Raw genomic sequence first — 23,494 nt, 5'->3', positions numbered from 1 at the left:
GGCCGCTGCTCACAACAACAATCATTCGGAGCACCCTCATGCTACTTGAAGGCAAGATCGCAATCGTCACCGGCGCCGCCTCTGCCCGCGGTATCGGCCGCGCCACCGCCCAGGCCTTTGCCGCCCACGGCGCCAAGGTGGCCATCCTCGACCTCGACCTGACCGCCGCCCGCGCCGCGGCAAGCGACTTGGGCGAAGGTCACCTGGGCCTGGCCGCCAATGTCGCCGACGAGGCCCAGGTGCGCGACGCCGTGGCCCAGGTGCTGGCGCACTACGGTCGCATCGACGTGCTGGTGAACAACGCCGGCATCACCCAGCCGGTGAAAACCCTGGAGATCACCGGCAAGGACTACGACCGCATCCTCGACGTCAACCTGCGCGGCACCCTGCTGATGTCCCAGGCGGTAATCCCCGGCATGCGCGCCCAGCGCTCGGGCAGCATCATCTGCATGTCGTCGGTGTCGGCGCAGCGTGGCGGCGGCATTTTCGGCGGCCCCCACTACAGCGCCGCCAAGGCCGCCGTGCTCGGCCTGGGCAAGGCCATGGCCCGCGAGCTGGGCCCGGACAACGTGCGGGTCAACGCCATCACCCCGGGCTTGATCCACACCGATATCACCGGCGGCCTGATGCACGACGAGCGCCGCCACGCCATCATCGACGCCATCCCCCTGGGCCGCCTGGGCGAGGCGCGCGACGTGGCCAACGCCGCGCTGTTTCTGGCCAGCGACCTGTCCAGCTACCTCACCGGCATTACCCTGGACGTCAACGGGGGCATGCTGATCCACTAAGCGGCAAACCACGATGTTTCGCATCTGAGCCCCGCCACGGCGGGGCAATCGATAACAACAAGAGATCAGATCGACATGACCACCCTTACCCTCGACGCGGCCTCGGCCGCGCGCAGCAATGCCTACCGCAAGACGGCCTGGCGGCTGATGCCGTTTCTCATGCTGTGTTACCTGTGCGCCTACCTCGACCGGGTCAACGTCGGCTTCGCCAAGCTGCAGATGATGGACGACCTGGCACTGTCCGAGGCCGTGTACGGCCTGGGCGCCGGGATGTTCTTCATTGGCTACTTCCTGTGCGAGGTGCCCAGCAACATCATCCTGCACAAGGTCGGCGCGCGGCGCTGGATCGCCCGCATCATGATCACCTGGGGCCTGATTTCGGCGCTGTTCGCCTTTGTCGAGACCGCCTGGCAGTTCTATGTACTGCGCTTCTTCCTCGGTGTGGCCGAAGCAGGCCTGGCGCCGGGCCTGCTGCTGTACCTGACCTACTGGTTCCCCTCCTACCGGCGGGCGAAGATGACCGCCCTGTGGTTCATCGCCATCCCGCTGTCGGGCATGCTCGGCGGGCCGCTGTCGGGCTGGATCATGGAGCGCTTCGCCGGGGTGCACGGCTGGGCCGGCTGGCAGTGGATGTTCGTGCTCGAAGCGCTGCCTACGGTGCTGGTGGGCTTCTTGGTACTCAGCTACCTGAAGGACGGCGTCGAGCAGGCCCACTGGCTCAGCGACGATGAAAAAGCCCTGGTGCGCAAGGAGCTGGCCGAGGACGAACAGCACAAGGTGCAGCACGGCTCGGTGGGCGACTTCATTCGCGACCGGCGCCTGTGGCTGCTGGCGGGCATCTACTTTTGCGTGGTCATGGGCCAGTACGCCATCACCTTCTGGCTGCCGACCCTGGTGCGCAACGCCGGGGTGGCCGAGCCGCTGCACATCGGCCTGCTCACCAGCCTGCCCTACTGCTGCGCCATCGGCGCCATGCTGTTGGCCGGGCGCAGCGGCGACCGCCACCGCGAACGGCGCTGGCACCTGGCGATCCCGATGCTGGCCGGCGCCCTCGGCCTGACCCTGGCGGCGCTGTTCGCCAGCCACCTGAGCCTGTCGATCCTGAGCCTGTGCCTGGCCGCGGCCGGCATTCTCTCGGCTTCGTCGCTGTTCTGGATGCTGCCCACCACGCTGCTTGGCGGTGTATCGGCCGCCGCCGGCATCGCTGCGGTGAACAGCTTCGCGAACCTGGCCGGGTTCTGCTCGCCGTTTCTCATCGGCTGGGTCACCAGCAGCCTGGGCAGCAATGCCGTCGGCATGTACCTGATCACCGCCGTGCTGGTGTTCGGTGCCCTGCTGGTGTTCCGCGTACCGGCAAGCCTGGTCAACCGTTAATTCCCCCCAAGGAGTCACCCATGAACACCGTACCCGCTACCCCGGGTGCGCGGCCCCTGGCTGCGCGCGCCCACAATATCCGTCGCCATGCCCTGCGCATGGGCCAGGTCCAGGGCCAGGGCTATATCGGCCAGGCCCTGGGCGCTGCCGACCTGCTTGCCGTGGCCTACTTCCACGCCCTGCGCATGGACCCAGGCAACCCCGAGTGGGAGCAGCGCGACCGTTTTTATCTGTCCATCGGCCACTACGCCATCGCCCTGTACGCTGCGCTGATCGAAGCCGGGGTCATCCCCGAGGATGAACTCGAAACCTACGGCAGCGACGACAGCCGCCTGCCCATGTCGGGCATGGCCGCCTACACCCCCGGCATGGAAATCACCGGTGGCTCGCTGGGCCATGGCCTGGGCATCGCCGTCGGCGCGTGCCTGGGGCTCAAGCGCAAAGGCTCGGACAGCTGGGTGTACAACCTGCTGTCGGACGGCGAGCTGAACGAAGGCTCCACCTGGGAGGCGGTGATGTCGGCCAGCCACTGGCGCCTGGACAACCTGATCGCCATCGTCGATGTGAACAACCAGCAGGCCGACGGCCACTCCAGCGAGGTGCTGGCCTTCGAGCCCATCGTCGACCGCTGGCAGGCCTTCGGCTGGCATGTGCAGCGGGTCGACGGCAACGACCTGGCCGCTTTGGTACAAGCCTTCGACCAGGCCCGCGCACATACCGGCGCGCAACCGCGGGTGATCATTTGCGACACGCGCATGGGCAAGGGCGTGCCGTTTCTCGAGAACCGCGACAAAACCCACTTCATCCGCGTCGACGAACACGAATGGGAACTTGCCCTGCAAGCACTGGACGCCGGGAGCCACGCATGAACAGCCAAGCCACCGAAAAGAAACGCCTGACCACCTCGGCGATGATCGCCTCCATCGCCGCCGAAGGCCAACCTACCCGCCCCGCACCGTTCGGCCACGCCCTGGCGGCGCTGGCCGAGCAGCGCCAGGACATCGTCGGCCTGAGCGCTGACTTGTCCAAGTACACCGACCTGCACATCTTCGCCAAGGCCCACCCCGAGCGCTTCTACCAGATGGGCATGGCCGAGCAGCTGTTGATGAGCGCCGCCGCCGGCATGGCCCGCGAGGGCCTGACGCCGTTCGCCACCACCTATGCGGTGTTCGCCTCGCGGCGGGCCTACGACTTCATCTGCATGGCCATCGCCGAGGAGAACCTCAACGTCAAGATCGTCTGCGGCCTGCCCGGCCTGACCACCGGCTACGGCCCCAGCCACCAGGCCACCGACGACCTGGCGATCATGCGCGCCATGCCCAACCTGATGATCGTCGACCCGTGCGATGCGCTGGAAATCGAGCAGGCCGTGCCGGCTATCGCCGCCCACCAGGGCCCGGTGTACATGCGCCTGCTGCGCGGCAACGTGCCGCTGGTGCTGGACCGCTACGACTACCGCTTCCAGCTGGGCAAGGCCCAGGTGCTGCGTGGCGGGCGCGATGTGCTGCTGATCGCCAGCGGGCTGATGACCATGCGCGCGCTGGAGGCGGCTGAGCTGCTGCACAAGGACGGCGTGGACGTGTCGGTGCTGCACGTACCGACCATCAAGCCGCTGGACGAGGCGACGATTCTGGCCGAGGCGCGCAAGCCCGGGCGGCTGGTGGTCACCGCCGAGAACCATTCGATCGTCGGCGGGTTGGGCGAGGCGGTAGCCGGGGTGTTGCTGCGCAACGGCGTGACCCCGACCTTCCGCCAGATCGCCCTGCCCGATGCGTTCCTCGATGCCGGGGCGTTGCCGACCTTGCATGACCGCTATGGCATCTCCACCGAGGCGGTGGCGCGCCAGGTCAAAGGCTGGCTGTAGGGCCCCATCGCCGGCAAGCCGGCTCTCGTAGAACTGCACACAACTCATTGATTTAGCGAGGACCTGTGGGAGCGGGCTTGCCCGCGAACACCGGCGAAGCCGGTGCCAGACACCGCGTCGCCTGCTTCGCGGTGGTTCGGCACCCCGACAAGCCCGCTCCCACAGGGGCCGCGGCGGGCTCGGGCCCAGTTCTCTGCGCGACAGCGCAGCCCTAGAGGGCTGTGTGGTCTCCTACAGGTACAACGCAGGCACGAGGGTTGCGCGACCCCTGTAGGCGCCGGCTTGCCGGCGATCACCTGCGCAGCAGGTGCCATCCACTCCCGGGTCAGAACCCCACAGTCGCCGACACCAGCCAGGTTCGCGGTGTGGACATCGTCATCCCGGTGGCGGTGCCTTCCGGCACGTTGGCCGAGGCCCAGTAGGCCTTGTCCAGCACGTTCTCCACGCTGGCACGCAGGGTCACGTCCTTGCCGCCCAGCTTCATGGCATAGCGCGCGCCCAGGTCGTAGCGCTGCCAGGCGTCGAGCTTCTGGGTATTGGCGGTATCCAGGTACTGGCTGCTGGTGTGGATCATCCGTGCGCTCAGGGTCAGCCCTTGCACCGCCGGAATGTCCCACTCCAGCCCCAGGTTGGCGTTGACGATCGGCGCGCCCACAGGCCGCTTGCCGTCATTCACGCCGCCCACCGTACGCACCTGGGTGGCGTCGAGGAACATCGCCCCGCCCAGCACCCGCACCCCGTCCAGCGGCTCGCCGAACAGGTTCAGCTCCAAGCCCTGGTTGCGCTGCTCGCCGTCATCACGCAGGTAACCTGCGGCATCGGTGTACATCGGCCGCTCGATGCGGAACAGGCTGAGGGTGGTGCTGAAACGGCCCATGTCGTACTTGGCGCCCACCTCCAGCTGCTTGCTGCGAAACGGTGCGAACACCTCGCCGCTGTTCTCGGCGGTTTCCGGCGCGGTCTGGCCCTGGGTCAGGCCTTCCATGTAGTTCATGTACAGCGACAGCTGCTCGGTGGTGCGCCACACCAGGCCCATGGCCGGCGAAGTGGCGCGCTCATCGTAGGCCTGGTCGGGGATGCCGGAGGTAGAGCTGTCCACCTCTACCCGCTGCAGGCGGGCACCCAGGGTCAGCAGTACGGTATCGTCGGCAAAGCTCAGGGTATCGGCCAGGGCCAGGCTGGAGAGCACGGTTTCGGTGTGGGTCGGGTCGTCCGGCGCGGTCGGCGTGCCGGGGGTCGGCAGCGCCACCGGCTCGAACAGATTGCTCACGCCGTTGGCGTAGCGGGCGCCGCTGTTGTCGAAGGTCAGCTCGAAGCGGTTCAGGCTCAGGTTCAGGGTGTGGCCGACCGGGCCGGTATTGAACCAGCTGCGCGCGCCGAGAGTGGCGGTGCGCACGTCTTCTTCACGCTGGAACGCCCGGGGGCTCACGGTAAAACGCCCGCTGTTGTTGTTCACCAGCACGTTGTGGCGCAAGAAGTCGTAGTCGCCCTTGCGCGCGCCGAAGGCGCCATAAACCATCAGGCTGTCGCTGACGTCGTACTCGCCGCGCAGCGCACCGAAGGTATCCTTGGCCCGCGAGTAGCTCCAAGGCTGGGCGAAGTTGTGGTGCACATCCTTGGCCTTCGGCACCTTCACGTTAGCCGCAAGGCCCACCCGCTCCATCGGTGCATCCACATCGCGCTCCTGGTGGCCCACATCCAGCGACATGCGCGCCCGCTCGCCGCGCACATCGAAGCCCAGCACCGTGGCTTCGCGGTCCAGGCTCTGGTGGTCCCATTCGGTGTCGCCCGACTGGCGCACGGCGTTCAGGCGCAGGCCGAAGCGTTGGTCCTCGCCGAAGCGCCGGCCGATATCCACGTGGCCACCGGCCTGCCCGGCCGAGGCGTACAGCGCGGTGAACTCGGTCAGCGGCGTGTCGCCGGCGCGCTTGGGTTCGATGTTCACCCCGCCGCCGATGCTGCCGTTGGGCGCCAGGCCATTGAGCAAGGCGCCGGGGCCCTTGAGGATATCCACCCGTTCGACCATTTCCATGTCGATGGAATAGGTGGGCAACACACCGTACAGGCCGCCATAGGCCACATCGCTGTTGTACAGGCTGAAACCGCGCACCGAGAACTGCTCGAAGCGCCCGGCGGAGGGGTTGGTGGTGCGCACCGACGGGTCGTTGGCCACGGCGTCGGCCAGGGTGCGAGCCTGCTGGTTCTGCAGGGCCTCGCTGGTGAGCGAGGTCATGTTGAACGGGGTTTCTATGAAGTCGCGCTCGCCCAGCAGGCCCTGGTTGCCGCGCCGTGCCACCTGGCCGCCGGCGTAGGCGTCGCTGGCCGGGCCGAAGCCTTCGCCGTTGATGGTGGTGCTGGGCAGCTCATGGGCGCCTTCGACAGGCTGCGCCTGCGGCACCAGGGTGTAGCCGCCCTGCCCGGCCGGCAGCAGTTGCAGGCCCGAACCACGCAGCAAGGCCTGGAAGCCTTCCTCCACGCCGTATTCGCCCTGCAGCCCGGCGCTGCTGCGCCCGCTCACCAGTGCCGGGTCCACCGACAGGCTTACCCCGGCCTGGCCGGCAAAACGGGTCAAGGCGCCGGCCAGGCTGCCGGCGGGCACATCAAAGCTGCGCCGGGCAGTGGCGTCGGCGCAGGCCAGGGTTGGCAGGCCGAGGGCGAGCAGCAGCAGTGGTGTGGACAGGGGGCGCAACAGTGGGGTCAGGGGCATCCGCAAGGCTCTTGTTGGAGGGGTGATGCCGTGAATGACAGGCGAGTGCAAAAAAGGGGACAGCCATTTGCGATGTTTTTTCATCTGCCGGCGATGGGGCCGGTGCAGGCTTGCATGGCACCTGCTGCGCAGGTGATCGCCGGCAAGCCGACGCCTACAGGGGGCGCGTCCGTTCGGCGTTCAGCCCGCCAACTGGCGCGGTGCCAGCGACACCCAGTAGCGGGTGCGGTAGTGCACCTGCAGCGGCAGGCTGGCCGTCAGCAGCGCGAAGATGCGGTCGGTATCGTCAAGCTGGAAGGTGCCGGTCACCCGCAAAAGTTCCAGTGCCGGGTCCCAGCGCAACAGGCCCGGGCGGTAGCGGCGCAGCTCGCGCAGCAGCTCACCCAACGGCTGATCGTCGGCGATCAGCAAGCCCTGCTGCCAGCCTGGCAACTGCGCGTCGAAGGTTTCGGGTGCAGCGGCCCCGGCTGCGCCGAACGCAACCCGCTGCCCTGCCCCAAGGCGCAGCACAGCACCCGACAGCGGCTGAACATCCACCTGGCCACGGCCGACCGAGACCACACAACGGCCCTCATCCTGGCGCACGCAGAAGCTTGCCCCCCATGTCTGCAACAGCCCTTGCCCGACCTCGACCTGCAGCGGGCCGCTGCCATCCACGGCAATTTCCCCCGCCACCAGTTGCAAGCGGTGACGGCCCTGAGCGAAGTCCAGGTTCACCGCGCTGGCAGTGTTCAGTTGCAGGCGGGTGCCATCCGGCAGGGTCAGCCCGCGGCGTTCGCCGGTTGCCGTGTGCAAGTCGGCGCGCCAGCTGGCAACCGGCAGTTGCCGATAACCCAACCAGGCCAACGGTAACAGGCCACCTGCGGCCAGCGCCTGGCCCAGCAGGCGGCGCCGGCCCGGGTCAGGCCGGTCGAGGCAGGCCACCGCCAGGGGCGCCGGCACCTCGGCAAAACGTCGGCGCAGGCCCTCGGCCTTCTGCCACAGCGCTTCGTGGGCGGCGCTGCGCTGGCGCCAGCGGCCAAGCTCGGCCGCCTGCTCGGCGCTCAGCTCGCCGGCATCCTGCAACGCCAGCCACTGCGCCGCCTCCCGGGCGAGCAGGCTCGCCTGGTCGCTCACAGCTCCACCAGCAGGCAGTGTTCGTAGGCCTGGGCCATGTAGCGTTTGACCGTGCGCTCGCTGACCTGCAAGCGTTCGGCGATGGCGGCATAACCCAGCCCTTCGAGCTGCGACCAGAGAAAAGCCTGGCGCACCGGGCGCGGCAGGCCATCGAGCAGTTCATCGAGGGCGTGCAGGGTTTCCAGCAGCAGCCAGCGCTGCTCGGGCGACGGCACCAGCGCCTCGGGCAGGTTGGCCAGGGCTTCGAGGTAGGCGCGCTCCAGGTCGCGGCGCTGAAAATGGTTGACCAACAAGCGCCGGCCGACGGTCAGCAAATAGGCCCGGGGCTCGCGCAGGCTGGGTAAAGCCTGGGCCTGCTGCGCGGCGAGCACCCGCACGAAGGTGTCCTGGGTCAGGTCGGCGGCGGCCCAACTGTCGCCAAGGCGCCGCTGCAACCAGCTGTGCAGCCAGCTGCGGTGCTGGCGATAGAGCGTGTCTACGGCCATTTCAGGTGCTGGGCTTGGGTCGGTCATCACGGCGCTACACGGCTGGAAATTGTAAATGCGAGTGATTCTAATTTTTTGTCATGGGCATGCCAAGTGCCACCCGGGCGGCACTTTACGCCGAAGCAGCCATACCTGTGCCGCGCCGCCATGCCCAGACGCCTGCCACTGTTTGACTTGCGCCCCTGGTGCTCGCCATTTATGCCAACAAGGTGGCCTCGAGCATCGCTGAGTTCGTGCGCTCGGCGCAGAGCCGCCTGCGCTACAGCGCCGCGCAACTGGCGAACGCTTCGACGACGCCAGCCTGCTACAGGCCCAGGACGAGGACTTCAACTCGATCGTCATCGTCGGTGCCGACCGCCAGGTGCGGGTGGCCTACCCCGATATTGCCCAATCGCCAGCCACAGCCACGACCACTTCAAGCGGGTCAACGACACCTATGGCCACGATGCCGGCGATGAGGTTGCAGCACCTTGCCGAGCGGCTGCGGCGCAGCGCACGCCAGCAGGACCTGCCCTGCCGGGTGGGCGGTGAAGAATTCATCTTGCCGCTGGCCGATACCGGCCTGGATGACGCCCGGCAGATCGCCGAGCGCATCCGCGAAGCGGTGGAGGTGGCCGATACGCCCCATGTCGGCAAGTTCACCCTGTCGATTGGCGTGGCTTGCCGGCAGGCCGACACGGTACTTGCCGAAGCCCTGCTCAAGCAGGCCGACGAACAACTGTACAAGGCCAAGCAGAACGGGCGTAACCGGGTGAAAGTGTCGCTGGCCTGAAGGTCAGGCCCTCGTCACGGCTGTAACAGCGTGCGCTATTCGAATTCGGCAATCTCTTCGCACTCATCCCCCACGAGCTTGTGGCCTGGCTCGCAGGGTAGCCCTGCACTCGAGCCTACTGACCTTTTCGTGCGCATATGCGGTGTTTGCGAGTGCTCGCCGTCCTCGGCGGCTTGCTCATGCTCCGGGGACATTGGGTCGCCAGGTTGCTCGGCGTAGGCGTGAGAGGTTGCAGCCAAAAGCATGATCATCAACAGCGTTTTCATAGGGTTCACCTTGATAGGGTTGGTGTGTTGCTTGCCAACCCTATGCAACAAGCTCCTACCAAGGCATCCGGAGGTGCTACCTGATCCCCCCCCATTGCCGGCAAGCCGACGATGGGCCCCTGTCAGGCGCCCCTGACCCCAAGCATGCCTCGCTCGACGATGAAATCGATTACCGCCTGCAGCCCCTCGCCCTTCTTCAGGTTACTGAAAGTCCAGGGCCGCTGCGGCCGCATGCGGTTGGTGTCCCGCTCCATCACCTCAAGCGAAGCGCCGACGTAGGGCGCAAGGTCGGTTTTGTTGATCACCAGAAAGTCCGACTTGGTGATACCCGGCCCACCCTTGCGCGGGATCTTCTCGCCTTCGGCGACATCGATCACGTACACGGTGAGGTCGGCCAGCTCCGGGCTGAAGGTGGCACTGAGGTTGTCGCCACCGCTCTCGACGAAGATCACCTCGAGGTTGCCGAACTTGCGCGCCAGAGCCTCCACCGCCGCCAGGTTCATCGAGGCATCCTCGCGGATGGCGGTATGCGGGCAGCCGCCGGTCTCGACGCCGACAATGCGCTCGGGCTCCAGTGCGCCGGCCTCGGTGAGGATGCGCTGGTCCTCCTTGGTGTAGATGTCGTTGGTCACCACGGCGATCTGGTAGTGGTCGCGCATGGCCTTGCACAGGCATTCGAGCAACGCGGTCTTGCCGGACCCGACCGGGCCGCCGACACCGACGCGCAGGGGTTGCTGGTAGTTTTCCATCTAGGCAGTCCTCAGGAACGGAACAAACGGGTGTATTGGGTTTCGTGGCGCGATGAAGCAATGGCCAGCAGCGGCAGCCCGCCACCGAGCTGGTGGTCTTCAAGCGTCAAAGCGTGGTCGAGCACGGCGGGCAGTTCAGCGCCCAGGTCACGCAGCAAGGTCTGCGCTGCCTGCTGGCCGAACGGCACCAGCTTGACCCCGGCCATCACCGCGCCCTCCAGCCACGCAAAGCCCAGGCCCAGGGCGAGTTGGCGCAGCGGGATGGCCCAGTGCGCACCCAGCCACGCCATGCCGCCCAGCTGGCAGAGCTCAAGGCTCGGCCGCCACTGCGCAGCCTGGCCCAGTTGCCAGCCATCGAGCAGCCGCGCCAGGGCGCTGCCGCGCTGCTGCTCTTCAAGGCGCAGCTCGGCGGTTTCGCGGTTGGCCAGCAAGAAGCGGCTCCAGTGGCCGAAGGCATCCGCGTTGCCGGCCTGGCTGGCCTGGTACAGCCGCGCCAGCACCGGCCAGTCGACGCAACCGAGGGTGTCGTGCAACTGCTCGCGCTGCCAGGCGGCAAAGCTTGCAGTGTCGCGCACCCAACCGGCCTCCACTGCCCACTCCAGGCCCTGCGAGTAGGTGAAGCCGCCCACCGGCAGGCCGGGGCTGGCCAGCTGCAGCAGGCGCAGCAGCGCCAGGTCGCTGTTCATCAACCGGCCAGCACCATGGCTGCACCGGCCAGCAGGCCGCCGCCGAAGGCTTTCTGCAGGCCGGCATGGCGGCGCAGCACGCAGCCGATGGCAAAGCCTGCGGCCAGCAACAGCCCGCTGACGGTGACAAAACCTGCACTGAACTGCCAGAACGCGCTGGGGGTGGCTTCGACGCCGTGGGCCCAGCCGTGGAACAGCGCAAACACCGGCATGATCAGCGCCAGCAGCACCTGGCGGCTGGGCAGCAGCATGGCGGCAGCGGCCACCAGCAAGGAGCCGGTGATCATCTGCTCCATGCCCAGCACGTCACCGAACAGGTGGCCGCACACCGCACCGCCGAACATCGCCGCCAGGGTCGCCAGGGGCAGTGCCAGGGTGCGCCCGGTCAGGGCGGCGAGCACGCCGGTGCCCAGCAGCATCAGCAGGTGGTCAAGGCCGGTCAGCGGGTGCAACAGGCCATCCTGCAGCGGGTTGGCATCGTGGCCCGGGTGGGCGAAGGCCGGTACGGCCACCATCAGCAGCATCAGGGCGAGGGTCTTTTTCATTGTTACCTCCAAGGCAGTTCAGGAATGGGCTGGCAGGCGCACGAACGGGTGGTCGTGGCCATGTTCATGGCTGTGGCTGTGGCCGTGCGCGGCGCTCTGGTAGGCGCCGGCCTCGGGCTCGAAGGGGGCCTGTTCGGCGTCCACGCTCAGGCCCAGGCCGCGCAGCATGTCGTCCAGCACGTGGTCGTGCTGGTAGCGCAACAGGCCCGGTTCGATCTGCAGCGGCACGTGGCGGTTACCCAAGTGGTAGGCAGCGCGGGCCAGCAGATGCGGGTCGGCGCAGCGCACCGTGGACACCGCCTCCGGGGCGGCCAGCACGCGGATCACCTGGCTGCCTTCGGCGTCGGCCAATAGCTCCCCGCCGCGCAGCAGGTGGCCGCGCTCGAGCATCAGGCCGGCCTCGCGGCCGTCGTCCAGGGTCACGCGCAGGCGGCTCTTGATGCGGCTGTCGACACTCAAGGTGACGCTGCCGGTTACCGTGCCGGCTTCAGTGAGCCTGCGGGTCAGTACGATCATGTTCACTCCTTACAAAAAAACCGGCTTGCAACGACAGGCACCGTGGGAGCGGGCTTGCCCCGCGATTGTTGGCACCGGCGCTGCCGGTGATCCGGGCGGTGCGGCGTTCCGACAAGCCCGCTCCCACGCCGCCACTGTCAAGCCCTTCAGAACAGGAAATAGCGCTGCGCCAGCGGCAACTCGGTGGCTGGCTCGCACACCAGCAGCTCACCGTCGGCACGCACCTGGTAGGTTTGCGAGTCCACCTCGATCACCGGTTGCAGGGTGTTGTGCAGCATGTGCGCCTTGCGTACCTGCCGGCAGCCATGGGCCAGGCCAATCAGGCTCTGCAGCTTCAACTCTTCAGGCAGGCCACGGTCCAGGGCGGCCTGGGGCAGGAAGGTCATGCGCGTGGCATGGCGCGCCGCACCCAGGGCGCCGAACATCGGCCGGTAGTGCACCGGTTGCGGGGTGGGGATCGAGCCGTTGATATCGCCCATGGGCGCGGTGGCGATCATGCCGCCCTTGATCACCAACGCCGGCTTGACCGCAAAGAACGCCGGGGCCCACAGCACCAGGTCGGCCAGCTTGCCGACCTCTACCGAACCCACCTCGTGGGCGATGCCGTGGGTCAGCGCCGGGTTGATGGTGTACTTGGCGATGTAGCGCTTGACCCGGAAGTTGTCACTGTAGGCGGTGTCCGGCGCCAGCGGGCCGCGGCGCACTTTCATCTGGTGCGCCACCTGCCAGGTGCGCAGCACCACCTCCCCTACCCGGCCCATGGCCTGGGAGTCGGAAGAGGTCATGGCGAAGGCGCCCATGTCGTGGAGGATATCCTCGGCGGCGATGGTCTCGCGGCGGATGCGCGACTCGGCGAAGGCCACGTCCTCGGCGATGCTTGGGTCCAGGTGGTGGCAGACCATGAGCATGTCCAGGTGCTCGTCGACGGTGTTGACCGTGTACGGCAGGGTCGGGTTGGTCGATGACGGCAGCACGTTGGCTTGCCCGGCTGCGCGGATGATGTCCGGGGCGTGGCCGCCGCCGGCACCTTCGGTGTGGAAGGTGTGGATGGTGCGGTCGCCGATGGCCGCCAGGGTGTCCTCGATGCAGCCCGACTCGTTCAGGGTGTCGGTGTGGATCGCCACCTGGACGTCCATCTCTTCGGCCACGCCCAGGCAGCAGTCGATGGCCGCCGGGGTCGAGCCCCAGTCCTCGTGCAGCTTCAAACCCACGGCGCCGGCGGCGATCTGCTCGCGCAGCGCTTCGGGGCGCGAGGCATTGCCCTTGCCCAGCAGGCCGATGTTGATCGGCAGGCTGTCGGCAGCCTGGAGCATGCGCGCCAGGTACCAGGGGCCCGGGGTACAGGTGGTGGCATTGGTGCCGGTGGCAGGCCCCGTGCCGCCGCCGATGAAGGTGGTGACGCCGCTGGTCAGCGCTTCTTCGACCTGCTGCGGGCAAATGAAGTGGATGTGCGAATCGATACCACCTGCGGTGACGATCTTGCCTTCGGCGGCGATCACCTCGGTGCCCGGCCCCACCGGCACCGTCACACCTGGCTGCACGTCGGGGTTGCCGGCCTTGCCGATGGCGGCGATGCGCCCGTGCTTGACGCCGATATCGGCCTTGACGATGCCCCAGTGGTCGATGATCAGGGCGTTGGTCAGCACCAGGTCCATGGCCTCGTTTGCGAGCATCTGGCCCTGGCCCATGCCATCGCGGATCACCTTGCCGCCGCCGAACTTGACCTCTTCGCCGTAGACGGTGAAGTCCTTCTCGACCTCCACCCACAGCGCGGTATCGGCCAGGCGCACGCGGTCACCCACGGTGGGGCCGAACATGTCGGCGTAGGCCCTGCGGGAAATACGGCTCATGCCAGGCCCTCCAGCGCGCCCATTACCTTGCCCTGAAAGCCGTACACCTCACGCTTGCCGGCGTAGGCCACCAGTTGCACGGTGCGCGACTGGCCCGGCTCGAAGCGCACCGCAGTGCCGGCCGGGATGTCCAGGCGAAAGCCCAGGGTCGGTGCGCGCTCGAACACCAGCGCATCGTTGACTTCGAAGAAGTGATAGTGCGAGCCGACCTGCACCGGCCGGTCGCCATGGTTGGCCACGCTGACGCTGACCGTGGCGCGGCCGACGTTGAGTTCGATGTCGCCGTCGGCGACCTGGATTTCTCCGGGGATCATGGGCTGCACCTCAGACGATGGGGTCATGCACGGTCACAAGCTTCGTGCCGTCGGGGAATGTGGCTTCGACCTGGACGTCGTGGAGCATCTCGGGCACGCCGTCCATAACCTGCTCGCGCACCAGCACCTCGCGGCCCAGGCTCATCAGCTCGGCCACCGTGCGGCCATCGCGGGCGCCTTCGAGCACCGCGGCGCTGATCAGCGCCACCGCTTCCGGGTAGTTGAGCTTCAGGCCACGGGCCAGGCGCCGTTCTGCCAGCAACGCGGCGGTGAACAGCAGCAGTTTGTCTTTCTCTCGCGGGGTCAGCTCCATGATGGCTCTCTCAAGTGGCCCAGATGCGCGGCGGGCACGGCGCCAGGCCGAGCACGGCCGGGCGCAGCAGGTGCCAGAGGCGCTGCAGGTTGTGTTGCACATGTTGGTTGTCGTGGTCGAGCAGGCGGATCACCAGCAGCTCGCCCAGCAGGGTGGCGCCGGCCGGCGTGGACAGCGTGTCGAGCACCTCGCGCACCTGGTCCAGCACGGCCTGCGTGGCCGGTGCGGCGCAGAAGGTGGCCAGCAGCGGGTGGTCGGCCACCTTGGCCAGTTGCCCGCCGTCGATGCGCAAGCGCTCGTGCAGGCCGGGGTCGCCGGGCATTTCGATGTGCAGCAGGCTGTCCAGCGCGCCTTGCTCGAAGCGCTCGTTCATCACCGGGCGGCCCAGGCACAGGGTCTCCCAGGCCAGCAGGCGGGCACCGGGCCGCAGGCTGAACCGGCTGGCCAGGCTCGCGCGGGCGCCATTGAAGAAGATGCTGTCCTGGGGCAGCCACTCCAGCGTGCTGCCTGCGGCCAGGTGAAAACGCTGGGTCAACTGCGCGGTGGGGCCAATGCTGCGGTAGAACTTGCTCGCCCCGGGCATGGTCAGCAGCGCGTGGCTGTCGGGCTCCAGGTGGATGTCCAGTTCCAGGCGGTCACCGGCGACGATGCCGCCAGGGGGGTGCAACACATACACGTGGCACGGCCCGCCTTCCGGGTAGAAGGGCCTTTGCACCAAAAGGGGGCCGTGGTGGCGGCGCGCACCAAGGCGGGTCACGCCATCGCGCAACACAAAGCGCAACTGCAGGTGCGCGCTCCAGCCTGCCGGCTGCTGTTGTGCGCCGATTTGTTCCGGCAACCCCATGCCCTACCCCTGTAAACCATGGTCTTAAGCGCCGTAGCGCGGCGCCCGAGGCACCGTGCCAGAGCTGCTGGCTGACCGTTCGATCAAAATTGTCGAACCGGATGTTGCAGGTTGCAGGCCAAGTCGTAGGATTAATCTGAATGAATTTTCCTACATGGATGCAAACGGTTGTTTGACTGCGTGAAAAACTGCGCAAATGCGGGGCAAGCAGTCGCCCCAGAGCGGTGCCGACAGCGCTAAACTGCCGCCCTTCGATAAAGCCCGCCAGGAGTTTTCATGCACCATTCCAGCGCCACCCCCTGCCTGCACGGGGCCATTGCCTGATGGCCGGCAGCAAGCGCGCACTGGCGCGCCAGGAGCGGGAGATGGTCGCCTGCCTGACCGACGCCTGCACCACCGCCCAAGCCGAGATCGTCGGCTTTGCCTGGCTCACCCATCGGGTTGACCTCGACGACTTTCCCGCCAGCCTGCGCATTACCTGGGTGTTCAGCGACGACACGGCCAAGGCCGAGGCGCTGGCCGGCGAGGCCAGGGCGCGCATGCTCGAGCTGACCGAACAGGCGCTGATGGACGCCGGCATCCACCTCGACCATGTGGCCTGGCATGTGCGTTTCGACAGTGAAGAGGCCTGCTGGCGCGACCACGGCGGGGACTGGAACCGGCGGTTGCGTTGACGCTGCCAATCGCCTGCAGGAGGCGGCTTGCCGGCGATGAGGCCCGCCCAGGCAATCCACCCCGCCATTTCGTGACTGGACGTTTCCGATCCGCCCGGGATGTATTAAGGTGGCGGGGTGCGCATATAAAAGCAGCCCGCCGTGTTCGGGCGTTGAGCAATGAGGGTGTCATGAGCAACGAAAGCATTAACTGGGACAAGCTGGGCTTCGACTACATCAAGACCGACAAGCGCTACCTGTCCGTATGGCGTAACGGCGAGTGGGACAAAGGCACCCTGACCGAAGACAACGTGCTGCACATCAGTGAAGGCTCCACCGCCCTGCACTATGGCCAGCAGTGCTTCGAAGGCCTCAAGGCCTACCGCTGCAAGGACGGTTCGATCAACCTGTTCCGCCCCGACCAGAACGCCGCGCGCATGCAGCGCAGCTGCGCCCGCCTGCTGATGCCGCACGTGCCGACCGACGTGTTCATCGAGGCCTGCAAGCAGGTGGTCAAGGCCAACGAGAAGTTCGTCCCGCCGCACGGCAAAGGCGCCCTGTACCTGCGCCCGTTCGTCATCGGCACCGGTGACAACATCGGCGTGCGCACTGCCCCCGAGTTCATCTTCTCGGTGTTCGCCATCCCGGTAGGCTCGTACTTCAAGGGCGGCATGAAGCCGCACAACTTCCAGATTTCCAGCTTCGACCGCGCCGCCCCGCAGGGCACCGGCGCGGCCAAGGTCGGCGGCAACTATGCAGCCAGCCTGCAGCCGGGCGCCGAAGCTAAGAAGGCCAACTTCGCCGACGCCATCTACCTGGACCCGCTGACCCACAGCAAAATCGAAGAAGTCGGTTCGGCCAACTTCTTCGGCATCACCGCCAACAACGAGTTCGTCACCCCGAAATCGGCCTCGGTGCTGCCTGGCATCACCCGCCTGTCGCTGATGGAGCTGGCGCAATCGCGCCTGGGCCTGAGCGTGATCGAAGGCGATGTCGAAATCAGCAAGCTGGACCGCTTCATCGAGGCCGGCGCTTGCGGTACCGCTGCGGTGATCACCCCGATCGGCGGCATCGAGTACAACGGCAAGCTGCACGTGTTCCACGACCTGGAAAAGGTCGGCCCGGTTACCCAGAAGCTCTACAACGAGCTGACCGGCATCCAGAGCGGTGACATCGAAGCACCGGCTGGGTGGATCGTCAAAGTCGCCTGAAGCACACCTTGCAACACCCGACGGGGCAGGCCAGCGATGGCCTGCCCCGTTTTCGTTGGCCTGTACATCCAGCAACACTCTGAGGGCATTTCCTACGCCAAGCAGTGAACCTGCCTACAAAAATGCGGTCTTTGGCTGACGGTCAATTCACCCGACCGGTTCATCGGCCCATCCATCGGGCCCTCATTTGCCCAGTTTCTGCGAAGACCACCATGCCCAACAAGCAACCAGCCCCCCTCGCCCTCACCGCCCTGCGCGGCAGCCTGATTGCCGCCCTGATCGCCATCGCCGCCCCGTCCCATGCCGAAGAAGCCGCCAGTGACGCGCGTTGGGTCAGCGACAGTTTGAGCACCTATGTCCGCAGCGGCCCCACCGACGGCCACCGTATTGTCGGTACCCTCAAGTCGGGGCAGAAGGTCAGCCTTCTGACCAGCCAGGGCAACTACAGTCAGGTGCGCGGCCAAAGCGGCGACCTGGTGTGGATCCTCACCAGTGACCTGCAGGCGGTCCCCGGCCAGAACGAGCGCCTGCCGCAGCTGGACCAGCAGGTGGCGGAGCTGTCGGGGCAACTGAAGACCATCGACGACAGCTGGAAGAACCGCGTGCAGGGCATGCAGGAGACGCTGGACTCGCGCAAGGCGCTGATCGACGAGCTGGAAACCCGCAACAAGGGCCTCAACGAGCAGCTCGAGCAGTCGCAGTCGAGCCTGCGCGATGTGCAGGCGCGCCTGGGTGACGAGAACAAGCAGGTGATGATGCGCTACATGGTGTACGGCGGCAGCATCGCCGGGGCCGGGTTGCTGGCGGGGCTGATCCTGCCGGCGCTGAGCCGTGGGCGCAAGCGCAACGATCGTTGGTTCTGATAGATCTCTCGATAGGATTGCCGGGGCCGCGCTGCGGCCCTTTCGAGGAGCAAGGCCGCTCCTACAGGCTAGCGTATGTAGGCCGGGTGCAGCTTCACACCACCCGGTTGGTCACCCCGAACGGCACATGCACCGAGGGCACCACGGTACTGGTGCTCTTCAAATGCCCCGACTGGTCGTCAAAGAAGATGTGCGGCTTGAGCACCTGCAGCACCCGGCGCTTTTCGATGCCGCCGAGGAAGAACGCATCGTTGGCCATCACCCCCCAGCTTTTCAGGGTGTTCAGCGCCCGCTCGTGGGACGGCGCATTGCGCGCGGTGACGATCGACACGCGCAGGCGGTTCGCGTAGTCAGGGTTGGCCAGCTTGTACTGCTCCTCCGCTGCCTGGATGCGCGCAATGCGCACGAAGAACTCCTTCAACGGCCCGGGGTTGTGCGGCTGGGCGACGTTCTTCACCTCGTGGGCATGGAACCGGCCCAGGCCGCCTGCCTGCATCACTGCCTCCGACTCGTCCCCCGCCAGCACGCCGTCGAAGTCGAAGGCGATACGCAGGTTGTCGTCGCTTTCGTCATCGTCGAACTGCGAGTCGAGCACCTGCCCGGCCGGGTAGCCGGCCTGGATGGCGGCGTCCACGTGCTGCTTGTCGGCCGACAGAAACAGCGCGATGTTCAGTGCCGGGATGTACTCGTAAGGCGAGCGGCCCTGGGTGAAGATCGCCCGGGTCATGTTCAAGCCGTAGTGGTTGATGGTCTTCATCACCCGCAGCCCGGTGTCCGGGTCGTTCTGCGACAGCAGTACTACCTCCACCAGCGGGTCTTCGGGGTCGTCGCGCAGGTCGTTGAGCGCCAGCAGGCGCTTGATGAACGGGTAGGCGATGCCCTTGCCCAGCGGCACATCCAGGTGTTGCTCCTGGTATTTGCGGTACTGCGCCTCGCCATCGCGGCGAAATACCGCGTCCGACTCGCTCAGGTCGAACACCGCGCTTGAGGCCACGCCGATTACCAGGCGGTCATCCAGTTCGAAAGGCATGCTGCAATCCTTGTGCGGTGAGGGTGGATCAGCTGCCGTCGCGCCCTTGCAGGCGCGAGGTCCAGTCTTCGACCTGGCGTTGTTCCAGGCGTTTTTCCAGCGTACGCCGCCAGTTCGGCACCAGCGGCAGTGCCAGGCATTCACGCAGCAGTTCGGGCTCCAGGTGCTTGTCGAACAGCACCGCCGACAGACGCGCCACCGACCACTGGCCATAGGGCCTGGCCACCCGCTCAAAGGCATCGCCTGCCTCGACCACGCCCTCCTCCAGCACCCGGTAATACCAGCCGGTGCGCCCGCTCTGCTGCACTCGCAGCGCCATCTGCGCCACCTCGAAGCGGTCGTTGAGCTTCCAGCAGGGCATGCGCCCCTGGGAGACCTCCAGCAATGCCGTCCCCACCCGGATGCGGTCGCCCAGGCACACGTCGGCCTCGGTCCAGCCATGGCTGCTGAAGTTCTCGCCGAAGGCGCCGGGCTGCTCCAGCAAGGGGTGCGGGCCCAGTTCGGCGGCCCAGGCAGCGTAGTGTTCGCGGGGGTAATGGTGAATCGCCTTCTCTACCCCGCCATGCACACGCAGGTCACCCTGCTGGTCACCGGCAATGCCGAGGAAGGTCACCTTCAGCTCGCCGCGGCGGGGTTGCTTGTCGATGGCGCTGAGCGAGCCCGGGCGGGTGAACGGCCGGGCCTGGCCGGTGAGCAGGCTGTCGAGATATGGGGGCATGGGGTGGTCTCTGCCGGAAGGTCGCAGGAGCTTACAACAGCGCCGCGCGTGAGGCGACGTGAAGCCTTCACTTGCCTGCAAGGGAAGATACATGGGCGCGCATGACCTCCAGGCTTGCACCGTACCTGCAGGAGCCGGCTTGCCGGCGATGAGGCCGGCACAGGCAGCATTAAGCAGTTGCTCCCACAGGGGCCGTGGTGCTTCGACGAGACCAGTTCTCTGCACGACAGCGCAGCCCGCACGGCTGGGTAATCGCCTACAGGAACCCTGCTGACCTAGCGTACCTTGGCCAACGCCGCCAGCACGTGCCCGGTGGCCCGCTCTAGCGCGCCGTCCCGGCAGGCGATGCCCAGCTGGCGCCACAGCCCTGGCCGCAGTGGCCGGCGCACGATGCGCGGGTCGTGCTGCTGCACCTCGCCCTCCTGGGGCAGCAAAGTCGCCCCGTACCCCGCCGCCACCAGGCTCTTGATCGCATCGTTGTAGTTCAGCTCGATGCGCGCCTCGGGGTACAAGCCCGCGGCGGCGAACCATTCCGACGTCACCCGCGACAGCTGCGTGCTGCTGTCATTCAAGATCAACGCCCGCCCGGCCAGCCAGGCCGGGGTAACCCGCGCCGGTGGCTGCCAGTCGGCGGGCAGGTAGGCCATGATCGGGTCGCGCCGCCAGGGGGTCAGCTTCAGGCCCTTGCCTGCCACCTGGGGCAGCGCCACCAGGCCGATATCCAGGCTGCCGTCACGCAGTTGCGAAAGCGAGGCCTGCGAAGTGAGCACCTGCACCTGCACGTCGATCCCCGGGTGCTCCACGCGCAAGGCTTGCAGGGCTTGGGGCAGCAAGTGGGCGATGGCGCCGGTGGAGGCCCCCAGGCGCACTCGCCCGGTCAGGCCTTCGACCTGGCGGCGCACTTCGTCCAGCGCCTGGTCGGCATCTGCCAGCAGGCGCCGGGCGCGGGCCAGCAGGGTTTCACCGATGGTCGTGGGCCGCACTTGGCCGCGGCTGCGATTGAGCAGCGGCGCGCCAATGCGCGCTTCGAGCTCGGCCACATGCAGGCTGATGGTGGGGGGCGCGAGGTTGAGCTGGCGGGCGGCGTCGGCGAACGAGCCGTGGTCGGCGATCACCACCAGCGTGCGCAGGCGGTCGAGGCTGATTTCTCGCATGTGGACGTAACCTCAATATCTGTAGCCGGCTTGTCGGCGATGAGGCCGGGCCTGCACATGGAAATTCGCCTCCTGTGCCGGGGCTGGCAGCCCTATCGCCGGCAAGCCGGCTCTTACAGGGTGTAATTCAGAATTTATGAATGTCGTGATCATGATATTCAAATTTTCTTTCGTCCAGCGCCAAGCGAGGATAACCCCCACTCACCTTCATCACGGACACTCCCCATGCACCAGCCACTTGTCTTCATCGACGGCGACCAGGGCACCACCGGCCTGCAGATCCACGCTCGCCTGCACGGCCGCCAGGACCTGCGCCTGCTCACCCTGCCCGAGGCCGAACGCAAAGACCCGGTGCGTCGCGCCGAGGCCATCAACAGCGCCGACATCGCCCTGCTGTGCCTGCCTGACGCCGCCGCCCGCGAAGCGGTGGCGACCCTGCGCAACCCGGCAGTGCGGGTGATCGATGCAAGTTCGGCGCATCGCACTACCCCGGGCTGGGTGTATGGTTTGCCGGAACTGGACCAGCAGCAGGCCGAGCGGATCGCCCGCAGCACCCGCATCAGCAACCCGGGCTGCTACCCCACCGGGGCTATTGCCCTGTTGCGCCCGCTGGTAAAGGCAGGGCTGCTGCCGGCGGACTATCCGCTGAGCATCCATGCCATTTCTGGCTATTCCGGCGGTGGGCGCGCGGCGGTGGAACGCCATGAGCAGCCTGGCGACGGCTACCTCCCTGCGCTGCAGCTGTATGGGCTGGAGCTGGCGCACAAGCATGTGCCGGAGATCCAGCAGCACGCCGGGCTGAGTGCGCGGCCGGTGTTCGTGCCGGGCTACGGGCATTATCGCCAGGGCATCGTGCTGAGCATCGCGTTGCAGTTGCGGTTGTTGCCGGGGGTGAGTGCCGAACAGTTGCAGGCGTGCCTTGAGCAGCATTACCAGGGCGCGCGGCATGTGCAGGTGATGCCGTTACACCAGCACGGGCCAGCGGCGGCGCTGGACCCTCAGGTGTTGAACGACAGCAATGATTTGCGTTTGGCGGTTTTTGCCAATGCCGAGTATGGGCAGGTGCTGTTGACGGCGGTGTTTGACAACCTTGGCAAGGGGGCTTCGGGGGCTGCTGTGCAGAATCTGGATTTGGTTTTGGCGGGGGTTTAGGGTTCGGGTTCGGGGTTTGATGGTGGTTGCTTTGGGAGATGTATGCGCATTCATTGACGATGAGCGCTTTTCGTCACCTTTCCGCCCTTACGGCGGGTAACTTTTTGAAGGATCAAAAAGTCACCAAAAAATCCCTGCTGGTATGACTCACCCACATGGGTTACAAATCAGTTCACGCACATAGGTAACAGTTTTTAACTGGCATGGTCGGTTTTTCGAGGATCTGACCATGCCTTGGCGAGAGCTGAAACCTATGGACATGAAAGTGCTTTTCATCGCTGACTATCTCCAGGGGGCGCCTAGCTTCAGCGCCCTTTGCGAGGCCTACGAGATCAGTCGAAAGACCGGTTACAAATGGGTCGAGCGTTTCGAGAAAGCTGGCCCAGCAGGCCTAGAGGAACGTAGCCGTCGCCGGCTGACGCAAGATTGGGTTGTACCCGTCGCCGTTCGCGAGGCCATTATCGAATTACGCGGCAAGGGCCAGACGGAGCCTGGGCCCAAGAAGATCCAGGCCGCATTGCAGGAACGTTTTCCTGACCAGGCGCCTCCCTCCAAGACAACGATCTACAACATCCTCAAGAAAGCCGAGCTGATCAAGCCGCGGCGCCTGCGTCAGCGCGTAGCGGTCTATCCCAAGCCGCTTGAAAAGGCGGAGTCGCCCAATCAGCTCTTCACTGCGGACTACAAAGGCCAGTTTCTGACAGGAGCTGGGGTCTGGTGCTATCCGTTGACGATCATGGATCACGCCAGTCGCTTCTTGCTCGCGTGCCACAGCATGGCCAATACGAACTTTCTGGAGACACAGGCTGTGTTCACTGAGGTCTTTCGTGAAAACGGGCTACCTGAACGTATCCGGACCGATAACGGCGTGCCGTTTGCCAGTAAAGGGCGTGCAGGGCTCTCCCAGCTGTCCATCTGGTGGCTGCGCCTAGGCATCATTCCTGAACGTATTGCGCCTGGCAGACCGGAGCAAAATGGTCGGCACGAGCGTATGCACCGAACACTCAAAAGTACGCTTCCGTCACCGCCCGCAGTGGCTTGGGAGGCTCAACAACGGCACTTCGACCGCTTCCGGCAACACTACAATTACGAGCGGCTCCACGAAGCACTGAAGCAGAAAACACCAGCGTCCTGCTACCAGCCTTCGCCACGCCCGTTCCCGGAAAAACTACCTGAAATGACTTACCCCAGTCATATCGAGAGCCTGCCAGCTGATCGCAGTGGCATCGTCAACCGCCGGGGTTTGAGGATCTATGTAGGTTACGTGCTCAAGCATCAGACCATTGGGCTGGAGCAAGTCGGGGATGGGGTGTGGGATGTTATTTTCGGCCCAATCATTCTCGGCAGGATCGATGAGCGAGATGCCGATGATGGTTATGTAACACTTCAGGTGTTGTCACCTATGTGAGCGAACTTTTGTGTAACCCATGTGGGTGACCCGTACATGCTCCCATCATCCGGCCCCCTACGCTGCGCTTCGGGGGTTCCCTCGCTCCGGGCTTGCTCCGGAGGTACGCGCCGACG

25 protein-coding genes are annotated in these 23,494 nt (G+C 66.2%); 10 read left to right on the top strand and 15 right to left on the bottom strand.

What is annotated here, in order from left to right; genetic code table 11:
* The first annotated feature begins 38 nt into the window (after window positions 1-38).
* The 4 genes from KSS93_RS14945 to KSS93_RS14930 all read left to right on the top strand — a co-directional run bounded on the left by KSS93_RS14945 (window position 39) and on the right by KSS93_RS14930 (window position 4,026).
* Window positions 39-788: an SDR family NAD(P)-dependent oxidoreductase gene (locus KSS93_RS14945; RefSeq protein ID WP_217884769.1), complete on the top strand. Its 750-nt coding sequence runs from the start codon at window positions 39-41 to the stop codon at window positions 786-788.
* Window positions 789-863: 75 nt separating this feature from the next.
* On the top strand, window positions 864-2,162 hold the full coding sequence (locus KSS93_RS14940) for an MFS transporter (protein WP_217884768.1): 1,299 nt from the start codon (window positions 864-866) through the stop codon (window positions 2,160-2,162).
* A gap of 20 nt (window positions 2,163-2,182) precedes the next feature.
* Window positions 2,183-3,031 carry a transketolase gene (locus KSS93_RS14935; protein ID WP_217884767.1) on the top strand — a complete coding sequence of 283 codons (849 nt, stop codon included), beginning with the start codon at window positions 2,183-2,185 and terminating at the stop codon, window positions 3,029-3,031.
* Window positions 3,028-4,026, top strand: coding sequence for a transketolase family protein (locus KSS93_RS14930; RefSeq protein ID WP_217884766.1), 999 nt, complete (start codon window positions 3,028-3,030; stop codon window positions 4,024-4,026). The genes KSS93_RS14935 and KSS93_RS14930 overlap by 4 nt, the downstream gene beginning before the upstream one ends.
* A gap of 325 nt (window positions 4,027-4,351) precedes the next feature.
* Here KSS93_RS14930 and KSS93_RS14925 read toward each other — a convergent pair whose 3' ends face one another.
* From KSS93_RS14925 to KSS93_RS14915, 3 genes are all read right to left on the bottom strand, one after another.
* The gene (locus KSS93_RS14925; protein ID WP_217884765.1) at window positions 4,352-6,733 is read right to left on the bottom strand and encodes a TonB-dependent receptor; all 2,382 of its coding nucleotides are present in this window, start codon (window positions 6,731-6,733) and stop codon (window positions 4,352-4,354) included.
* 180 nt (window positions 6,734-6,913) lie between these two features.
* A complete protein-coding gene (locus KSS93_RS14920) occupies window positions 6,914-7,849 on the bottom strand; it encodes a FecR domain-containing protein (protein ID WP_217884764.1) in 936 nt (311 codons plus the stop codon).
* Window positions 7,846-8,361, bottom strand: a complete 516-nt coding sequence (locus KSS93_RS14915; RefSeq protein ID WP_217884763.1) for a sigma-70 family RNA polymerase sigma factor — start codon at window positions 8,359-8,361, stop codon at window positions 7,846-7,848. Before KSS93_RS14915 ends, KSS93_RS14920 begins: the two co-directional genes overlap by 4 nt.
* Before the next feature lie 427 nt (window positions 8,362-8,788).
* Here KSS93_RS14915 and KSS93_RS26520 point away from each other — a divergent pair, with 427 nt between their 5' ends.
* Complete coding sequence (locus tag KSS93_RS26520) at window positions 8,789-9,106, top strand: GGDEF domain-containing protein (RefSeq protein ID WP_225917186.1); 318 nt, start codon at window positions 8,789-8,791, stop codon at window positions 9,104-9,106.
* A 35-nt stretch (window positions 9,107-9,141) separates the two neighbouring features.
* Here KSS93_RS26520 and KSS93_RS14905 read toward each other — a convergent pair whose 3' ends face one another.
* The 9 genes from KSS93_RS14905 to KSS93_RS14865 all read right to left on the bottom strand — a co-directional run bounded on the left by KSS93_RS14905 (window position 9,142) and on the right by KSS93_RS14865 (window position 15,189).
* Window positions 9,142-9,372 carry a hypothetical protein gene (locus KSS93_RS14905; protein WP_217884762.1) on the bottom strand — a complete coding sequence of 77 codons (231 nt, stop codon included), beginning with the start codon at window positions 9,370-9,372 and terminating at the stop codon, window positions 9,142-9,144.
* A gap of 122 nt (window positions 9,373-9,494) precedes the next feature.
* Window positions 9,495-10,121 (bottom strand): urease accessory protein UreG, encoded by a 627-nt coding sequence (ureG, locus tag KSS93_RS14900; RefSeq protein ID WP_217884761.1) that lies wholly within the window; start codon window positions 10,119-10,121, stop codon window positions 9,495-9,497.
* An 11-nt stretch (window positions 10,122-10,132) separates the two neighbouring features.
* Window positions 10,133-10,807 carry an urease accessory protein UreF gene (locus KSS93_RS14895; RefSeq protein ID WP_217884760.1) on the bottom strand — a complete coding sequence of 225 codons (675 nt, stop codon included), beginning with the start codon at window positions 10,805-10,807 and terminating at the stop codon, window positions 10,133-10,135.
* Window positions 10,807-11,352: a HupE/UreJ family protein gene (locus KSS93_RS14890; protein ID WP_217884759.1), complete on the bottom strand. Its 546-nt coding sequence runs from the start codon at window positions 11,350-11,352 to the stop codon at window positions 10,807-10,809. Before KSS93_RS14890 ends, KSS93_RS14895 begins: the two co-directional genes overlap by 1 nt.
* 18 nt (window positions 11,353-11,370) lie before the next feature.
* A complete protein-coding gene (ureE, locus tag KSS93_RS14885) occupies window positions 11,371-11,868 on the bottom strand; it encodes an urease accessory protein UreE (RefSeq protein ID WP_217884758.1) in 498 nt (165 codons plus the stop codon).
* Between the two features lie 146 nt (window positions 11,869-12,014).
* A complete protein-coding gene (ureC, locus tag KSS93_RS14880; protein WP_217884757.1) occupies window positions 12,015-13,718 on the bottom strand; it encodes an urease subunit alpha in 1,704 nt (567 codons plus the stop codon).
* Window positions 13,715-14,032, bottom strand: coding sequence for an urease subunit beta (locus tag KSS93_RS14875; RefSeq protein ID WP_217884756.1), 318 nt, complete (start codon window positions 14,030-14,032; stop codon window positions 13,715-13,717). The genes ureC and KSS93_RS14875 overlap by 4 nt, the downstream gene beginning before the upstream one ends.
* Window positions 14,033-14,042: 10 nt before the next feature.
* The gene (locus tag KSS93_RS14870) at window positions 14,043-14,345 is read right to left on the bottom strand and encodes an urease subunit gamma (RefSeq protein WP_110992797.1); all 303 of its coding nucleotides are present in this window, start codon (window positions 14,343-14,345) and stop codon (window positions 14,043-14,045) included.
* Between the two features lie 10 nt (window positions 14,346-14,355).
* The gene (locus KSS93_RS14865; protein ID WP_217884755.1) at window positions 14,356-15,189 is read right to left on the bottom strand and encodes an urease accessory protein UreD; all 834 of its coding nucleotides are present in this window, start codon (window positions 15,187-15,189) and stop codon (window positions 14,356-14,358) included.
* Window positions 15,190-15,509: 320 nt separating this feature from the next.
* Between KSS93_RS14865 and KSS93_RS14860 the strand changes: the two genes are divergently transcribed.
* The 3 genes from KSS93_RS14860 (at window position 15,510) to KSS93_RS14850 (ending at window position 17,916) form a co-directional block, all read left to right on the top strand.
* A complete protein-coding gene (locus KSS93_RS14860) occupies window positions 15,510-15,863 on the top strand; it encodes a hypothetical protein (protein ID WP_217888740.1) in 354 nt (117 codons plus the stop codon).
* A gap of 170 nt (window positions 15,864-16,033) precedes the next feature.
* Window positions 16,034-17,053: a branched-chain amino acid aminotransferase gene (locus KSS93_RS14855; protein WP_217884754.1), complete on the top strand. Its 1,020-nt coding sequence runs from the start codon at window positions 16,034-16,036 to the stop codon at window positions 17,051-17,053.
* Between the two features lie 212 nt (window positions 17,054-17,265).
* Entirely contained in the window at window positions 17,266-17,916 is a 651-nt protein-coding gene (locus tag KSS93_RS14850; RefSeq protein WP_217884753.1) for a TIGR04211 family SH3 domain-containing protein, read from the top strand.
* Between the two features lie 94 nt (window positions 17,917-18,010).
* Here KSS93_RS14850 and KSS93_RS14845 read toward each other — a convergent pair whose 3' ends face one another.
* From KSS93_RS14845 to KSS93_RS14835, 3 genes are all read right to left on the bottom strand, one after another.
* The gene (locus KSS93_RS14845; protein ID WP_217884752.1) at window positions 18,011-18,946 is read right to left on the bottom strand and encodes a 5'-nucleotidase; all 936 of its coding nucleotides are present in this window, start codon (window positions 18,944-18,946) and stop codon (window positions 18,011-18,013) included.
* Window positions 18,947-18,974: 28 nt separating this feature from the next.
* Window positions 18,975-19,664 (bottom strand): MOSC domain-containing protein, encoded by a 690-nt coding sequence (locus tag KSS93_RS14840; protein ID WP_217884751.1) that lies wholly within the window; start codon window positions 19,662-19,664, stop codon window positions 18,975-18,977.
* Window positions 19,665-19,939: 275 nt separating this feature from the next.
* A complete protein-coding gene (locus KSS93_RS14835) occupies window positions 19,940-20,818 on the bottom strand; it encodes a LysR family transcriptional regulator (protein WP_217884750.1) in 879 nt (292 codons plus the stop codon).
* 225 nt (window positions 20,819-21,043) lie between these two features.
* Here KSS93_RS14835 and argC point away from each other — a divergent pair, with 225 nt between their 5' ends.
* Window positions 21,044-21,970 carry an N-acetyl-gamma-glutamyl-phosphate reductase gene (argC, locus tag KSS93_RS14830; RefSeq protein ID WP_217884749.1) on the top strand — a complete coding sequence of 309 codons (927 nt, stop codon included), beginning with the start codon at window positions 21,044-21,046 and terminating at the stop codon, window positions 21,968-21,970.
* A gap of 229 nt (window positions 21,971-22,199) precedes the next feature.
* Entirely contained in the window at window positions 22,200-23,378 is a 1,179-nt protein-coding gene (locus tag KSS93_RS14825) for an integrase core domain-containing protein (protein WP_217884504.1), read from the top strand.
* Window positions 23,379-23,494 lie beyond the last annotated feature (116 nt).

Source organism: Pseudomonas xanthosomatis, from assembly GCF_019139835.1.
In the GTDB taxonomy this organism is placed as follows: Bacteria; Pseudomonadota; Gammaproteobacteria; order Pseudomonadales; family Pseudomonadaceae; genus Aquipseudomonas; species Aquipseudomonas fakonensis.
Note: the sequence above shows the minus strand (reverse complement) of the source record. Positions and strands in the feature narration are given on the sequence as shown.

Bases quoted from the DNA above. Each gene is read 5' to 3' on its own strand.
- KSS93_RS14825 (WP_217884504.1), top strand. From the start codon at position 22,200: ATGCCTTGGCGAGAGCTGAAACCTATGGACATGAAAGTGCTTTTCATC.
- KSS93_RS14855 (WP_217884754.1), top strand. From the start codon at position 16,034: ATGAGCAACGAAAGCATTAACTGGGACAAGCTGGGCTTCGACTACATC.
- KSS93_RS14905 (WP_217884762.1), bottom strand. From the start codon at position 9,372: ATGAAAACGCTGTTGATGATCATGCTTTTGGCTGCAACCTCTCACGCC.
- KSS93_RS14915 (WP_217884763.1), bottom strand. From the start codon at position 8,361: ATGACCGACCCAAGCCCAGCACCTGAAATGGCCGTAGACACGCTCTAT.
- ureC (WP_217884757.1), bottom strand. From the start codon at position 13,718: ATGAGCCGTATTTCCCGCAGGGCCTACGCCGACATGTTCGGCCCCACC.
- KSS93_RS14840 (WP_217884751.1), bottom strand. From the start codon at position 19,664: ATGCCCCCATATCTCGACAGCCTGCTCACCGGCCAGGCCCGGCCGTTC.
- KSS93_RS14845 (WP_217884752.1), bottom strand. From the start codon at position 18,946: ATGCCTTTCGAACTGGATGACCGCCTGGTAATCGGCGTGGCCTCAAGC.
- KSS93_RS14875 (WP_217884756.1), bottom strand. From the start codon at position 14,032: ATGATCCCCGGAGAAATCCAGGTCGCCGACGGCGACATCGAACTCAAC.
- ureE (WP_217884758.1), bottom strand. From the start codon at position 11,868: ATGATCGTACTGACCCGCAGGCTCACTGAAGCCGGCACGGTAACCGGC.
- KSS93_RS14850 (WP_217884753.1), top strand. From the start codon at position 17,266: ATGCCCAACAAGCAACCAGCCCCCCTCGCCCTCACCGCCCTGCGCGGC.
- argC (WP_217884749.1), top strand. From the start codon at position 21,044: ATGCACCAGCCACTTGTCTTCATCGACGGCGACCAGGGCACCACCGGC.
- KSS93_RS14835 (WP_217884750.1), bottom strand. From the start codon at position 20,818: ATGCGAGAAATCAGCCTCGACCGCCTGCGCACGCTGGTGGTGATCGCC.
- KSS93_RS26520 (WP_225917186.1), top strand. From the start codon at position 8,789: ATGAGGTTGCAGCACCTTGCCGAGCGGCTGCGGCGCAGCGCACGCCAG.
- KSS93_RS14935 (WP_217884767.1), top strand. From the start codon at position 2,183: ATGAACACCGTACCCGCTACCCCGGGTGCGCGGCCCCTGGCTGCGCGC.
- KSS93_RS14895 (WP_217884760.1), bottom strand. From the start codon at position 10,807: ATGAACAGCGACCTGGCGCTGCTGCGCCTGCTGCAGCTGGCCAGCCCC.
- KSS93_RS14865 (WP_217884755.1), bottom strand. From the start codon at position 15,189: ATGGGGTTGCCGGAACAAATCGGCGCACAACAGCAGCCGGCAGGCTGG.
- KSS93_RS14870 (WP_110992797.1), bottom strand. From the start codon at position 14,345: ATGGAGCTGACCCCGCGAGAGAAAGACAAACTGCTGCTGTTCACCGCC.
- KSS93_RS14945 (WP_217884769.1), top strand. From the start codon at position 39: ATGCTACTTGAAGGCAAGATCGCAATCGTCACCGGCGCCGCCTCTGCC.
- KSS93_RS14930 (WP_217884766.1), top strand. From the start codon at position 3,028: ATGAACAGCCAAGCCACCGAAAAGAAACGCCTGACCACCTCGGCGATG.
- ureG (WP_217884761.1), bottom strand. From the start codon at position 10,121: ATGGAAAACTACCAGCAACCCCTGCGCGTCGGTGTCGGCGGCCCGGTC.
- KSS93_RS14940 (WP_217884768.1), top strand. From the start codon at position 864: ATGACCACCCTTACCCTCGACGCGGCCTCGGCCGCGCGCAGCAATGCC.
- KSS93_RS14890 (WP_217884759.1), bottom strand. From the start codon at position 11,352: ATGAAAAAGACCCTCGCCCTGATGCTGCTGATGGTGGCCGTACCGGCC.
- KSS93_RS14925 (WP_217884765.1), bottom strand. From the start codon at position 6,733: ATGCCCCTGACCCCACTGTTGCGCCCCCTGTCCACACCACTGCTGCTG.